Genomic DNA, 13744 nt, shown 5'->3' with positions numbered 1-13744 from the left:
AGGTGTCTCAGCCCTCCGATCCCGTGGTGCCGTCCGTCCCGCCGGCGTCCCCGGCGCCGTCGGTGCCGCTGCCGGCGTCGCCCGGGGTCTCGTCGACGGTGGTCTTGCTGTAGTCGGTGTGGTAGCGGTCGTACTCGGTGAAGCGGTCGTTCGCCCAGCGGTACGTCATCACATCTTCCCCCGACGGGCAGCACACCTTGTCACCGGTGTCGTAGGTCTGCTTGGAAACCTCCAGCTCGCCCTTGCTCACCCCGGCGTAGACCGACGGCTGCTCGTTCGCGTACACGTTGTCATACCCGTCCCGGGCGCCGGGCCGCTCGCGGTAGACGTACGCGCCCAGGCCGACGGAGTCGGCGCAGGTCATGACGTTGACGATGACGTCGGGGGAGGAGCTGCCGGTCAGCGAGGCGTAGGTCACCTCGACCGGGTACTCGTCCGCCGCGCAGGGCTTGGCGACGGCCCGCTTCACGTCCGCGCTCACCTTGGGGTCGTCCTTGAGCAGGCGGACGGCGTTGACCTTCTTGTACTGCGTGCCCGGGCTGGGGGTGGGGGCGGCGCTCAGCGCGCCCCGGGGGGCGGGCGTGCGGGGCGCGGCGCCTTCCTTGCGTATGCCCTCGCCACCCGGATTGCACCCGGCCAGCAAAAGGCCGACGGCGGCCACCCCCGCCGTGGCCGCGCCGCCCTTGGTCAAACCGTTCCTGGTCAGGCTCCTGGTCAGCCTGTATCTGGACAATCCGCTCCTGCTCACCGTGCCGCTGCTCGCCCGGCCGCCGCGTCTTCCGTCGCCGTGCCCCCGGCCGCCGCTCCTGTGGAGATTGTCGCGCGCCGAGCTGTGCGCCGGGCTGTGGGCTTGGTTACGTCCCCCGGCGCGGCCCCCTTCGTGGCCCGGGTCACGGTACCCGCCGTGGTCCCGGGCGCGCCGCCGGTCAGGCCGCGCACCGCTCCCGCTCCTGCTCGCCGCGCTCCAGGATGCGGGCGTCTATGTCGCGGCTCTCCAGCTCCTGGCGGAGCCGGGCCAGGGCGCGGTGCAGGGTGCTCTTGACGGTGCCGGTGGACATGCCGAGCGCCGCCGCGGTCTCCTCGGTGCTCATCTGCTCCCAGTGGCGCAGCACCACGACGCTGCGCTGCTTCGGGGCGAGCACGCCGAGGATGTCCATCAGCAGGGCCCGGTCGGCGCGCTGCTCGGTGCCGTCGTCCACGCTCGCGTCCGGGAGCTGCTCGGTGGGCACCTCCTCCAGCTTGCGGGCGCGCCACCACTCGGTGCGGGTGTTGATCATGACGCGGCGGAGGTAGGCGTCCGCCAGCGACTTGTCGGCGATGCCGTCCCAGCGGCCGTAGGTGCGGACGAGGGCGGTCTGGAGCAGGTCCTGGGCGTCGACCGGGTCCGGCACCAGGCGCCGGGCGCTGCGCAGCAGGGCATCCTGCCGGGTCCGCACGTACTCTTCGAAGTCCAGTACCTTGCCGCCGCTGGTCGCCATCCCGACGCCTCCGATCCGCTTTCGTTTCCCCACGTTGTCCGTGCCGGCGGTCATCTCCAGCACGGGAATGACGCTACGGAGGGGGTGTTGCGGCGTAATGTGCGTCGGCCCCTCAGGGAGTGCACGGAAAACCCTCGGTTGTGTAACAGCGCGCCGGGGGTCCTCCTTCGGGCGGACGGGAGCCGCCGCAGGGTCATCCTCCGGACGGACGCGAAGTCCCCGCCGGGAGGGACAGCGGCCTCGCGCGGGGCGCACGGGGCTCCCGGGGCGGCCCGGAACGACGAGAACCCGTCAGATCCGGCCGGTTTCCGGTCACATCCCCGGAGGGCGGGTTTCCGCTTCCGCCGGCGCGCCACCGGGTGCCGGTACGCCCACGGGCGCGGCCCCGGGGAAGGGGACGCGCCCGTGAGAGAAGACGGCCGGAACGGCCCCGCGTTCCATGACGGGACGGTGACGTACGCGACGGGTGGCGTAGGTGCCGGGGGCGTGACGGTGGCGTACGCCGTAGGTGACGTGCACACCGGGGCGGGTCCGGCGGCTCCGGCGCCGGCTTCCGGCCTCGGCGCCGGCTTCCGGCCTTGCGGCCGCGGACCCGGGTCAGGAATGCGGCAGGCGGTAGCGGCCGCCGCCCAGCGGCTCCACCAGCCCGTCCGAGACCAGCCCGTCGAGCGCCCGGGCCCGCTGCACCGGCTCGTCCCACACCGCGTCCAGCACCCCCTGCGGCACCGGCGTCACGGCCTCGCGCAACACCGCCAGCAGCTTGCCGCGCACCTGGCGGTCGGTCCCCGCGTACGCCTGGGTGCGGCGCGGCGGACCCTCGTGGACCGGCGAACCCGCCAGCCGCCAGGCGCACTGCGCCGCGATCGGGCAGCGGTGGCACTCCGGGCTGCGCGCGGTGCAGACCAGTGCGCCCAGCTCCATCGTGGCCGCCGCCCAGCGGGCCGCCAGCCCCTCGTCCTCCGGGAGCAGGGCGCGGGCGAGCTTGCGCTCGGCGGCGGTGGTGGCGTTCGGCGGGTACTGGCGGCCGGTGACCGCACGGGCGAAGACCCGCCGCACATTGGTGTCCAGCACCGCGTGCCGCTGGCCGTAGGCGAAGGAGGCGACGGCCGCCGCGGTGTACTCGCCGACGCCGGGCAGCGCCAGCAGCTGGGCGTGCTCACGGGGGACGTCGCCGCCGTGGCGCTCCTGTATGGCGGAGGCCGCGGCGTGCAGCCGCAGCGCGCGCCGCGGATAGCCGAGCCGGCCCCAGGCGCGCACCGCCTCACCCGGCGGCTCCGCGGCCAGGTCGGCCGGCCGCGGCCAGCGGGCCAGCCACTGCTCGTACACCGGCAGCACCCGGCTGACCGGCGTCTGCTGGAGCATGAATTCGCTCACCATCACGCCCCAGGCGCCCGCCTCGGGGCGGCGCCAGGGCAGGTCGCGAGCGTGCTCGGCGAACCAGTCGGTGACCGGGCCGTGCAGCCCGGTCCCGTCCACGGCCCCCGCGGCCGATACGGCGGCGGAGGCGTTCTCGGCGGCGGAGGTCATGGCACTGGGAATGGCAGGCGTGGAAGTCATGGCACTGCCGATCCTGGCACGCCCGCCCGCCACCGGGAAACGCACCCGCCCCGCCCCGCCGCGCGCCCACCCGCACGCAGGAAGGGCGGCGTCCGGCGGCGGCGTCCGGACCGGCCCCGGGGCGCGCGGCGGCCGGCGGGAGAGGGAGCGGCCACCGGCCGGCGCGGAAGGGCCCCGGGGCGCGTGGGGCGGGGGCGGCGTACGAGGATGCCGGTATGGAAGCCGGTATGGAGGAGACGAACGGTACGGGCGGCACCGGGCGGGCCGCGGGCGCGGGCTGTCCGCCGGCGATCGGGCGGGCGCTGGCCGGGCACACCACGGTGACCCTGGCCTACGCGGACGAGGACGGGCCGCAGGCGTGCGCGGTGCTCTACGCCGCCGGCCGGGCCGCGGACGGGGCCCCCGTCCTGTACTTCGTGACGGCCGTGCACACCCGGCACGGCCGGGCCCTGTCGCGGCCCGGCGCCCGGGTGGCGTTCACGGTGCAGCGCGACGGCCAGGAGTGGAGCGGGCTGACCGGCCTTCAGGGCCGCGGCGGCTGCCGGGTCCTGGACGGCGCGGAGCGGGACGCCGGCTGGCGGACCTACACCGCCCGCTTCCCCTTCGTCGCCGAGGACCCGCGGCTGCGCGCGGCCCTGGAGCGCACCGCCCTGTGGGAACTGCGCCCGGACTGGCTGCGCCTGATCGACAACACCCGCGGCTTCGGGCACAAGGAGGAGTGGCGGGGGTAGGGGCGTCGGGCGGTGGGCGTCGGGCCGTTCGGCCGCCGCCGGGTGCCTACCCGTCCCCGGCGGGTGGCCGACCGGCCCCGCCGGGGGACCAACGGGCCCCCTCGGGCGGCCAATGCGCGCCCACCGGGCCGATGATGTGAAAAGTTGCTGCCGGAAGCGGCGGGTACTGGCCGGTGCCGGTGCTGATCTCTCGTAGAGTTTTCGCGTGGGATCACTGCGCAATCCGATCGGGCCGCTTCCCTCCTCCATCTACTGGCGGCGGAGGGCCGTTGCGCTGGCCGTCGTCGTCCTCCTCATCGCCCTGGTGGTGTGGGCCCTGACCCTGGGCGGGAGCGGCGAGAAGGCGGCCGACGAGGGCAAGGGTGCGCAGGGTTCCGGACCCGCTGCCTCGATCACGCCCGGGCCCGCCCCCAGCGGCCCGGCGATCGGCCAAAAGCCGGGCGGGCGCGACGAGTCGGGGGCCGGCGGGGCATCCGGCGGTTCGGGCTCCGGGTCGGCGGGCGGCGCCGGGTCGGACGGCGGTGGCACCGGCGGCGCGTCCGGAACGGGCGGGGCCGCTTCCGGCGGCGCGCCGATCGGCCGGGCCGCGGGCGGCGACACCGTCGCCGCGGGCCCCTCGCTCCCCAACTGCGGGGCGGAAACGGTGAAGTTGGCGCTGCGCAGCGTCAAGGACGCCTACGCGCCGGACGACAAGCCGAAGTTCGAGCTGACCGTGCGGAACACCGGCGGCGCGGCCTGCAAGGTGGACCTCGGGCGCAAGGCGGCGGTGCTCACCATCACCGACACCGCGGGCGACGACCGGGTGTGGGCGTCGGACGACTGCCCGGCCGGCAGCGGCCCGGCGCTGCTCCAGGTGCCCGCCAAGGGCGCGGTGACCCGGACCGTCGAGTGGGACCGGCGGGCCAGCGGACCCCAGTGCGCGACGCCCAGCGCGGCGGCGGTGCCGGCCGGTACGTACACGATCGAGGCCAAGGTGCCGGGGCTGGCGGCGGTCCACACGACGTTCGAGCTGAAGGGCTGAGGCCGGGACCCGTTCCGGGAGCAGAGCCGGGGCCCGTCCCGGGGTGGCGGCCGGGGGCCGTTCCGGGGGGATGGAAGCGGAAGCTCCGGAAGTTCCGCCCGTAGGGAATCCGCTCAGAGCGAGCAGCGCTGGTGGCGGCCGGCCCGCCGGGGCACAGTCCCCGGCATGAGGCTACTGATTCTGGGCGGTACGGAGTTCGTGGGGCGGGCGCTGGCCGAGGCGGCGGTGGCGCGTGGCTGGGACGTCACGGTCTTCCACCGGGGGCGGCACCCCGCGCCCGAGGGGGTCACCGTGCTGCACGGCGACCGGTTGGCGGAGGGCGGGACGGCCGCCCTGGAGGACGGCGCGTGGGACGCCGTCGTGGACACCTGGAGCGCCGCGCCGGTCGCGGTGCGGGACACCGCCCGGCTGCTGGCCGGCCGCGTCGGGCGGTACGCGTACATCTCCACCTGCTCGGTCTACGCCTTCCCGCCCGTGCAGCGGATCAGCGAGGCGGCACCCGTGGTGGACGGTTCGCCGGACGACACCGGGGCCGAGGACTACGCGCGCGCCAAGCGGGGCGGAGAGCTCGCCGCGGCCGAGGCGTTCGGCGACCGGGCGCTGTTCGTCCGCGCCGGCCTGATCCTGGGCCCGTACGAGAACATCGGGCGGCTGCCGTGGTGGCTGAACAGGATCGCGCGCGGCGGGCCCGTCCTGGCGCCGGGGCCGCGCGACCTGGCGTTGCAGTACATCGACGCCCGCGACCTCGCCGAGTGGACCCTGGACGCCGTACGCGACGGCAGGTCCGGGCCGTACAGCCTGGTCAGCGAGCCGGGTCACGCCACCATGGGCGAGCTGCTGGAGTGCTGCGCGCGGGTCACCGGCGGGGCGGCCGAACTGCGCTGGACCGCGCCGGAGGACGTGCTCGCGGCGGGCATCGAACCGTGGACGGAGCTGCCGGTGTGGCTGCCGCCGGGCGACGTCTACGACGCGATCCACGGCAGCGACGTCTCCAAGGCGCTCGCCGCCGGCCTGCGCTGCCGCCCGGTCGCCGAAACCGTCGCGGACACCTGGACCTGGCTCCAGTCCCTCGGCGGCACGGCCCCCCAACGCCCGGACCGCCCCACCGTCGGCCTCCCGGAGGCCAAGGAGACGGAGGCGCTGCGCCGGGGGGAGCGGGGGTAAGGAGGGCGGGGCCCCAGGCGGGGCGCGGAGGACGGGCCGGGGCGGGGCCGCGGGGCGGCGGCGCCCCGGCCGTCACACGTAGCGTTCCAGGATGGAGGATTCGGCCAGGCGGGAGAGGCCCTCGCGGACCGAGCGGGCGCGGGTCTCGCCGACGCCCTCGACGGCCTGGAGGTCGTCGACGCTGGCGGCGAGGAGCTTCTGGAGGCCGCCGAAGTGGTCCACCAGGCGGTCGATGACCGCGCCGGGGAGGCGCGGCACCTTCGCCAGCAGGCGGAAGCCGCGCGGGGAGACCGCCGAGTCCAGCGTCTCGGGGGAGCCGCTGTAGCCCAGGGCCCGGGCCACGATGGGGAGTTCGAGCAGCTCGGTGTGGCTGAGCGCGTCCAGCTCGGCCAGCGCCTCGGCGACCGTGCGGGACCGCTTGGCGGTCGGCTCGGGGACGTAGTCGCGGGCGACCAGCTCGCGCTCCGGCTCCACGCCCGCGATCAGCTCCTCCAGCTGGAGGGCCAGCAGGCGGCCGTCGGTGCCCAGTTCGACGACGTACTCGGCGATCTCGGTGGCGATCCGGCGGACCATCTCCAGCCGCTGGGCGACCGCGGAGACGTCCCGGACCGTCACCAGGTCCTCGATCTCCAGCGCGGAGAGCGTGCCGGCGACCTCGTCCAGGCGGAGCTTGTAGCGCTCCAGGGTGGCCAGCGCCTGGTTGGCGCGGGAGAGGATCGCGGCGGACTCCTCCAGGACGCGCCGCTCGCCGTCCACGTACAGCGCGATCAGGCGCATCGACTGGCTGACCGAGATCACCGGGAAGTTGGTCTGGATGGAGACGCGCTGGGCGGTGCGGTGGCGGGTGCCGGTCTCCTCGGTGGGGATGGAGGCGTCCGGCACCAGCTGGACGCCGGCCCGCAGGATCTTGGTGATGTCCTTGTCGAGGACCAGCGCGCCGTCCAGCTTGCACAGCTCCCGCAGGCGGGTCGCGGTGAACTCGACGTCCAGGACGAAGCCGCCGGTGCACATCGACTCGACGGTCTTGTCGAAGCCGAGGACGATCAGACCGCCGGTGTTGCCGCGGAGGATGCGCTCCAGGCCGTCGCGCAGCGCGGTACCGGGCGCGACGGCGCTCAGCGAGGCGCGCATCAGGCTCTCGGTGCCGGAGCTCGCTCCGGACCTGCCGGGAGACGACGCCCGGTCGTTGGCTGCCACTGCACTCCTCCGTCGCATGTCTGTCGGTCCGCAGGCCGCCCGGCCGGTGCCGTGGCGCGTACCAGAGGAGGGTATCCGGGAGCTACGCGGCCGGTGGCGGAGACGGCGGTGACGGGCGAGACCGGGGCAAAGTCTACCGGCGTGCGCCCTCCTCCCGCGGGGCCTCCCGGCGCACCCGCCGGGGCAGCACGGTCAGCGCCTCGCCGACGTCGGCGACCTCCAGCACCCGCATCCCGTCGGGGATCTTGCCGGGGTCGGCGGGGACCAGGGCGTGCGTGAAGCCGAGCCGGGCGGCCTCGGACAGGCGGCGCTGCACGCCGGTGACCCGCCGGACCTCGCCGGCCAGCCCGACCTCGCCGATCGCGACGAGGTTCTTCGGCAGCGGGGTGTCGCTGGCGGCGCTGGCCAGGGCCAGGGCGACGGCGAGGTCGGCGGCCGGTTCGCTGAGCTTCACGCCGCCGACCGTGGCGCTGTAGATGTCGCGCTTGCCGAGGGCGCTGATCCGGCCGCGCTGCTCCAGGACGGCCAGCATCATCGAGACCCGGGAGGTCTCCAGGCCGGAGGTGGTGCGCCGGGGGGAGGGGATCTGGGAGTCGACGGTGAGTGCCTGGACCTCGGCGACCAGGGGGCGGCGGCCCTCCAGGGTGACCGTCAGGCACGTCCCGGGCACCGGCTCGGCGCGGCGGGTCAGGAAGAGGCCGGAGGGGTCGGCGAGGCCGGTGATGCCCTCGTCGTGCAGCTCGAAGCAGCCGACCTCGTCGGTGGTGCCGTAGCGGTTCTTCACGCCGCGGACGAGGCGGAGCCGGGCGTGCCGGTCGCCCTCGAAGTGCAGGACGACGTCGACCAGGTGCTCCAGCAGGCGCGGGCCGGCGATGGCGCCGTCCTTGGTGACGTGGCCCACCAGGAGCGTGGACATGCCGCGCTCCTTGGACGCCCGGATCAGGGCGCCGGCGACCTCGCGGACCTGCGCCATCCCGCCGGGGGCGCCGTCGATCTCCGGGGAGGCGACGGTCTGCACGGAGTCCAGGACCAGCAGGGAGGGCTTGACGGAGTCGAGGTGGCCGAGGACGGCGGAGAGGTCGGTCTCGGCGGCCAGATAGAGGTCGTCGTCGAGCGCGCCGATGCGGTCGGCGCGCAGCCGGACCTGGCTCGCGGACTCCTCGCCGGTGACGTAGAGGGTGCGGTGGTCGGCACAGGCGGCCTTGGCGGCGACGTCCAGCAGGAGGGTGGACTTGCCCACGCCGGGCTCGCCGGCCAGCAGCACCACCGCGCCGGGGACCAGCCCGCCGCCCAGCACGCGGTCCAGCTCCGGCACGCCCGTGGAGCGGGCGGCGGCCTGCTTGCCGTCGACCTGGCCGATGGGCAGCGCGGCGGTGGTGACCCGGCCGGGCGCGGTGGTGCGCACCGCGGGGGCGCCGCCGTACTCCTCGACCGTGCCCCACGCCTGGCACTCCGGGCAGCGGCCGAGCCACTTGGCGGTGGTCCAGCCGCACTCGGTGCAGCGGTACGAGGGGCGCTCCTTGCCCGGCGATTTACGAGTTGCCATGACGCCACCGTAGCGGCGGGGTCTGACAGCGGGCGGAGCCGGCGGCGGACGGGCCCGCCGGGTGGTGCGCGCCCAGCGCGCATCCCGGCCGTCTGACAAATCGGTGTCCCCTTTTGAGGGAGATGGTCACCCGTACGGGTTAAAAGTGACCCTGCTGCGCAGGAGCGACTGCATCATCCCCCTACCGTCGCCGGGGTGATGAGCAGCAGGCCCGAGCACCCTACGCACACCACCGGCGCACTCCGGTCGCGCACCGCCGCGCCGCGCCGGCACCGGCCGCAGACCGACGGCGGGACCGGCCGCCCAAGGCCCCGGGACCGCGACGAACCCCACGACCACCCCGAGTCCGAGGACCGCTACGAACCCTGGCTGGACGGGCTGTTCACCTACTGCCTGTCCGTGCTGTGCGAGCACGACACGGCGGCCGCCGTCCTGGGTGAGACGCTGGCGCTCGCCGAGCGGCAGCACGGCCGGCGCCCCGCCGACCCCGCCCTCTTCGGACCCTGGCTCTACGCCCTGGCCCGCTGGGCGTGCCTGCGCCGGCTCGCCGAGCAGGCCGACGCCCCCGAGCCCGATGACCCGCCCGGGGCGCGGGACGACCGGCGGCAGCGCGAACTGGCCGCGCTGGCCTGGCCGGAGGCGGCCGGCACCACCCCCGAGCAGCGCGAGGTCCTGGAGCTGTCGGTGCGCCACCGGCTGGCCCCGGACGAGATCGCCGCGGTCACCGGCGCCGAACCGGCCGCCACCCGCACGCTGCTGGCCGCCGCCGCCTGCGAGGTCGAGCGGACCCGGGCGGCGCTGGCGGTGGTGGAGTTCGGGCGGTGCCCGGACGTGGCCCGGCTGGCCGGGGACGGCCAGATGCTGCTGGGCGCGGCGCTCCGCCGGGAGCTGGTGCGCCATGTCGACGACTGCGCGGAGTGCCGCCGGACCGCCGAGCGGGCCACCGCCGCCGGCCCCTGGCCGGGCACCGCGCCCGCGGACCAGGGCGCGCTGCCGCTGGTCCCCGCGGACCGGGCGGCGGTCGGCGCGGCGCTGGCGGCGGCCCGGTCCACCCGTTCGGGCCGCGCCGAGGGCGTGCCCGGGGCCGTCCCCGCGGCGGCCGGCCGGAGCGGTGGAGCAAACGGTTCTCCACGCTATGACCGCCGGGGATTCCCCCGCGTCCCCACCGACCGCACGGCCCGCCGCCGGCGGCTGCGCCACCGGGCGCTGACCACCACCGTGGTGGCGACGGTGCTGGCCGCGCCGGTGCTCGCCCTGTGGGCGGCGTACCGCAACGCCCCGGAGGCCGGCGCGTCGGCCGTCATGCCCACGGTGGCGGCCGACGACGCCGAGGGCGCCGGCAGCGGCGGCCGGCTCGACGGCGGCCGGTACGAGAACGCCGGCAACGCCCGGCCGTCGGCCCCGCGCCCCGGCTCCCCGGCCGGCGACGGTGCGCCGGACGTGTCGGTGTCGGTGCTGGACCCGTACGCCGGCCCGACGCCGCCCGGCGGGCGGGAGGAGAAGGGGCCGGGGCGGCTGACGGTCGCCGCGCAGCCGGCCGCGGGCACCACGGTCATCACCATCAGCGCCTCCGGCGGCACCCCGGTGCGCTGGCGGGCGACCGCGGGCGCGCCCTGGCTCCAGATGAGCCACACCGCCGGTCAGTTGCGTCCCGGCCAGTCCACCACGATCACCGTCTACGTGGACCACGACCGCGAACCCGAGGGCCACTGGCGGTCGGTGATCACCATCGAACCGGGCGGCACCGTCGTCACGCTCGACGGCCACGGCGCCGCCGACCCCGCGCCGCAGCACGGCGGCCCCGGCGGGCCGGCGCACCCTCCCGCGCCCAGGCCGAGCGGGGCGCCGCCGCGGCCCGCGCCGTCGCCGTCCAGCGGCCACGGCGGGCCGTCCGCACCGGGCGGGCCGTCCGGACCGGGCGATCCGTCCGGCCCGGCCGGGCCCTCGGCGCCGTCCCACGGGCCGGCGCCGAGCACCGGGGCGACGCCGCCCGCGGGGGGTCCGCACACGGAGTAGGGGCGCGGCGGGGCGGCGGGCGCGCGGCGGGGGCGGGTGGTTACTCCGCCGCGGCCGGCTTCGGGTCCGCCGGGTGGGGGGCCAGGGGCAGTTCCGAGGCCATCCGCTGCTCGCACAGTTCGGCGAGGTGCGCGTAGCCGGCCGGGCCCATCAGCTCGGTCAGCTCCGGCTTGTACGTGACGTAGACGGGCTCTCCGGCGCCGTGCGCGGACGTCGCCGAGGTGCACCACCAGTGCAGGTCGTGGCCGCCCGGGCCCCAGCCGCGGCGGTCGTACTCGCCGATGGTGACCTGGAGGATCTGGGTGTCGTCCGGCCGGTCGATCCAGTCGTAGGTGCGCCGGACCGGCAGCTGCCAGCACACGTCCGGCTTGGTCTCCAGCGGCTCGCGGCCCTCGCGCAGCGCCAGGATGTGCAGCGAGCAGCCGGCGCCGCCGGCGAAGCCGGGGCGGTTCTGGAAGATGCAGGAGCCCTGCCAGCGGCGGGTCTGCCGCTCGCCGTCCTCGTCCTCCTCGGTCCAGCCGGTGGCGGTGCCGACATCGTGGAACTGCCACAGGTCCGGGGTGAGCCGCGCCACGTGCTGTGCGACCCGCTCCTCGTCCTCCTCGTCGGAGAAGTGCGCGCCCAGCGTGCAGCAGCCGTCGTCCGCGCGCCCCGCCTGGATGCCCTGGCAGCCGCTGCCGAAGATGCAGGTCCAGCGGGAGGTCAGCCAGGTCAGGTCGCAGCGGAAGAGCTGCTCGTCGTCGGCCGGGTCGGGGAAGGTGACCCAGGCGCGGGCGAAGTCGAGACCGACCTCGTCGGCCGGAGCCCCGTCACCGGACCGCGCCGCCGCCTCCTGAGCGCGTCGCTTTTCTTCCTTCTTCAGGGCTTTGGCGTGCTTCGCCTGTTTCGTCTTTGCCACGGGTCCAGCGTACGGCCGGCACCGAGTGTCTCCCGTCGCGGCAGTAGGTTTCCACGTATGAGACTCGGTGTCCTCGATGTGGGTTCGAACACGGTCCACCTCCTGGTGGTGGACGCACACCCCGGCGCACGCCCGCTGCCCGCCTACTCGCACAAGGCGGAGCTGCGCCTGGCCGAACTCCTCGACGGGGACGGGGCCATAAGCAAGGCCGGCGTGCACCGGCTGGTGGTCACCATCCAGGAGGCGATGCAGGTCGCCGAGGACAAGGGCGTCGAGGACGTGCTCCCGTTCGCCACCTCCGCGATCCGGGAGGCCACCAACGGCGAGGAGGTGCTCCGCCGCCTCGCCGACGAGACCGGCGTGACCCTCCAGGTGCTCTCCGGCGAGGACGAGGCCCGGCTGACCTTCCTGGCCGCCCGCCGCTGGCTCGGCTGGTCCGCCGGCCGCCTGCTCGTCCTGGACATCGGCGGCGGCTCGCTGGAGATCGCCTACGGCCTGGACGAGGAGCCGGACGTGGCGGTCTCGCTCCCCTACGGGGCCGGCCGGCTGACCGCGGCCGAACTGCCGGCCGATCCGCCCGACCCCGAGGACGTCCGCGCGCTGCGCCGCCAGGTGCGGGCCGGGATCGCCCGGGTGGTCAGCGACTTCGCCCGGCACGGCGCGCCCGACCAGGTCGTCGGCACCTCCAAGACCTTCAAGGCGCTGGCCCGGATCGCGGGCGCGGCCCGCTCCTCGGAGGGCCTGTACGTCCAGCGGGAGCTGCCCCGCAAGAAGCTGGAGGAGTGGGTGCCGCGGCTGGCCCAGATGAGCGCCCGCGAGCGGGCCGGGCTGCCCGGGGTGACCGAGGGGCGGGCGCGGCAGCTGCTGGCCGGGGCGCTGGTCGCCGAGGCGGCGATGGACCTGTTCGGGGTGGAGACGCTGGAGGTGTGCCCCTGGGCGCTGCGGGAGGGGGTGATCTTGCGGCGGTTGGACCACCTGCCGTAGGGGTGGTGTCCCACGCTGTGGGTTGCGGTGGCCGCGCCCCTTCCTTGTGGGTGGGGGCGGAGGGGCTGATCCGGACCCCGTCCGGTTACGTGGTCTCGTCCCCGGGGAGGGGGGCGTCCGGGGCGGGTGCCGGGGACCGTGGTGGGGTGTTCGGATACCGGAATGCGGTGAGGATCACATCGGGGGCCGGGAGGGGTGGAGTACCAGGCGTTGTACGGAGCCCCGGGTGTCGCAGCGGTCCCACCGGGCGGCCGTGGCGCTGCTCACCTCCTGCCCTGGGGCGCGGTCCGGCCCGTACGCTGTCCTTCGTGACAGAGCCAGTGCTGCGCATTCCCGACGCGAAGGTCGCGCTGTCCACGGCTTCGGTCTATCCGGAGTCGACGGCGACGGCCTTCGAGATCGCCGCGCGCCTGGGCTACGACGGGGTCGAGGTCATGGTCTGGACCGACCCGGTCAGCCAGGACATAGAGGCGCTGCGCCGGCTCTCGGACTACCACGGCGTGCCGGTGCTGGCCGTGCACGCGCCCTGTCTGCTGATCACCCAGCGGGTCTGGTCCACCGACCCGTGGGTCAAGCTCCAGCGCGCCCGCAACGCTGCGGAGAAGCTGGGCGCCTCCACGGTCGTGGTGCACCCGCCGTTCCGCTGGCAGCGCGGCTACGCCCGGGAGTTCGTCCGCGGTATCTGGCGGATGGAGGGCGAGACCGACGTCCGGTTCGCGGTGGAGAACATGTACCCCTGGCGCTACCGCGACCGCGAGATGCAGGCGTACGCCCCCGACTGGGACCCCACCAACGACGACTACCGGCACTTCACCGTCGACCTCTCGCACACCGCCACCGCCCGCCACGACGCCCTGGCGATGGCCGGGCGGATGGGCGACCGACTGGCCCACGTCCACCTCGCGGACGGCAACGGCTCGGCCAAGGACGAGCACCTGGTGCCGGGCCGCGGCAGCCAGCCCTGCGCCGAGCTGCTGGAACGGCTCGCCGCCACCGGCTTCGACGGCAACGTCGTCGTGGAGGTCAACACCCGCCGGGCGATGTCCGCCGCCGAACGGGAGGCCGACCTCGCCGAGGCGCTGGCCTTCACCCGCCTCCACCTGGCGTCGCCGACCTGGGTCCCCGGCAAGTAGCCGGCCCGTTCGCCCCTGC

Annotated in this window: 12 protein-coding genes; 6 read left to right on the top strand and 6 right to left on the bottom strand. The window is 75.7% G+C overall.

The features are described from left to right. Nucleotides 1-7 precede the first annotated feature (7 nt). From MUU72_RS30345 to MUU72_RS30335, 3 genes are all read right to left on the bottom strand, one after another. Nucleotides 8-691 (bottom strand): hypothetical protein, encoded by a 684-nt coding sequence (locus MUU72_RS30345; protein ID WP_248016653.1) that lies wholly within the window; start codon nt 689-691, stop codon nt 8-10. A gap of 235 nt (nt 692-926) precedes the next feature. Next, nucleotides 927-1478 carry a SigE family RNA polymerase sigma factor gene (locus tag MUU72_RS30340; protein WP_248016652.1) on the bottom strand — a complete coding sequence of 184 codons (552 nt, stop codon included), beginning with the start codon at nt 1476-1478 and terminating at the stop codon, nt 927-929. Between the two features lie 597 nt (nt 1479-2075). After that, nucleotides 2076-3035, bottom strand: coding sequence for an iron-sulfur binding domain-containing protein (locus MUU72_RS30335; RefSeq protein WP_248016629.1), 960 nt, complete (start codon nt 3033-3035; stop codon nt 2076-2078). A 227-nt stretch (nt 3036-3262) separates the two neighbouring features. Between MUU72_RS30335 and MUU72_RS30330 the strand changes: the two genes are divergently transcribed. From MUU72_RS30330 to MUU72_RS30320, 3 genes are all read left to right on the top strand, one after another. Then, a complete protein-coding gene (locus MUU72_RS30330) occupies nt 3263-3766 on the top strand; it encodes a pyridoxamine 5'-phosphate oxidase family protein (RefSeq protein WP_248016628.1) in 504 nt (167 codons plus the stop codon). 205 nt (nt 3767-3971) lie between these two features. Next, a complete protein-coding gene (locus MUU72_RS30325) occupies nt 3972-4787 on the top strand; it encodes a hypothetical protein (RefSeq protein WP_248016627.1) in 816 nt (271 codons plus the stop codon). Nucleotides 4788-4952: 165 nt separating this feature from the next. Continuing rightward, nucleotides 4953-5951 (top strand): NAD-dependent epimerase/dehydratase family protein, encoded by a 999-nt coding sequence (locus MUU72_RS30320; RefSeq protein WP_248016626.1) that lies wholly within the window; start codon nt 4953-4955, stop codon nt 5949-5951. A gap of 72 nt (nt 5952-6023) precedes the next feature. On the opposite strand, the gene disA is transcribed toward MUU72_RS30320, so the two are convergent. After that, a complete protein-coding gene (disA, locus tag MUU72_RS30315) occupies nt 6024-7148 on the bottom strand; it encodes a DNA integrity scanning diadenylate cyclase DisA (protein ID WP_248016625.1) in 1125 nt (374 codons plus the stop codon). A 133-nt stretch (nt 7149-7281) separates the two neighbouring features. Continuing rightward, entirely contained in the window at nt 7282-8694 is a 1413-nt protein-coding gene (gene radA, locus MUU72_RS30310) for a DNA repair protein RadA (RefSeq protein ID WP_248016624.1), read from the bottom strand. A 198-nt stretch (nt 8695-8892) separates the two neighbouring features. Here radA and MUU72_RS30305 point away from each other — a divergent pair, with 198 nt between their 5' ends. Next, nucleotides 8893-10710 carry a BACON domain-containing protein gene (locus tag MUU72_RS30305; RefSeq protein ID WP_248016623.1) on the top strand — a complete coding sequence of 606 codons (1818 nt, stop codon included), beginning with the start codon at nt 8893-8895 and terminating at the stop codon, nt 10708-10710. A 40-nt stretch (nt 10711-10750) separates the two neighbouring features. Here the strand turns inward: MUU72_RS30305 and MUU72_RS30300 are convergent, their stop codons facing one another. Continuing rightward, nucleotides 10751-11608 carry a DUF3109 family protein gene (locus MUU72_RS30300; RefSeq protein ID WP_248016622.1) on the bottom strand — a complete coding sequence of 286 codons (858 nt, stop codon included), beginning with the start codon at nt 11606-11608 and terminating at the stop codon, nt 10751-10753. Nucleotides 11609-11665: 57 nt separating this feature from the next. Here MUU72_RS30300 and MUU72_RS30295 point away from each other — a divergent pair, with 57 nt between their 5' ends. Both MUU72_RS30295 and MUU72_RS30290 read left to right on the top strand, forming a co-directional pair. Continuing rightward, nucleotides 11666-12592 carry a Ppx/GppA family phosphatase gene (locus tag MUU72_RS30295; RefSeq protein WP_248016621.1) on the top strand — a complete coding sequence of 309 codons (927 nt, stop codon included), beginning with the start codon at nt 11666-11668 and terminating at the stop codon, nt 12590-12592. 320 nt (nt 12593-12912) lie between these two features. Beyond that, complete coding sequence (locus MUU72_RS30290) at nt 12913-13725, top strand: sugar phosphate isomerase/epimerase family protein (RefSeq protein WP_248016651.1); 813 nt, start codon at nt 12913-12915, stop codon at nt 13723-13725. The last annotated feature ends 19 nt before the right edge of the window (nt 13726-13744 follow it).

The organism is Streptomyces rhizoryzae, assembly GCF_023155275.1.
GTDB lineage: Bacteria > Actinomycetota > Actinomycetes > Streptomycetales > Streptomycetaceae > Streptomyces > Streptomyces rhizoryzae.
The sequence above is the reverse complement of the archived record's forward strand: the minus strand, read 5'-3'. Positions and strand labels throughout refer to the sequence as shown.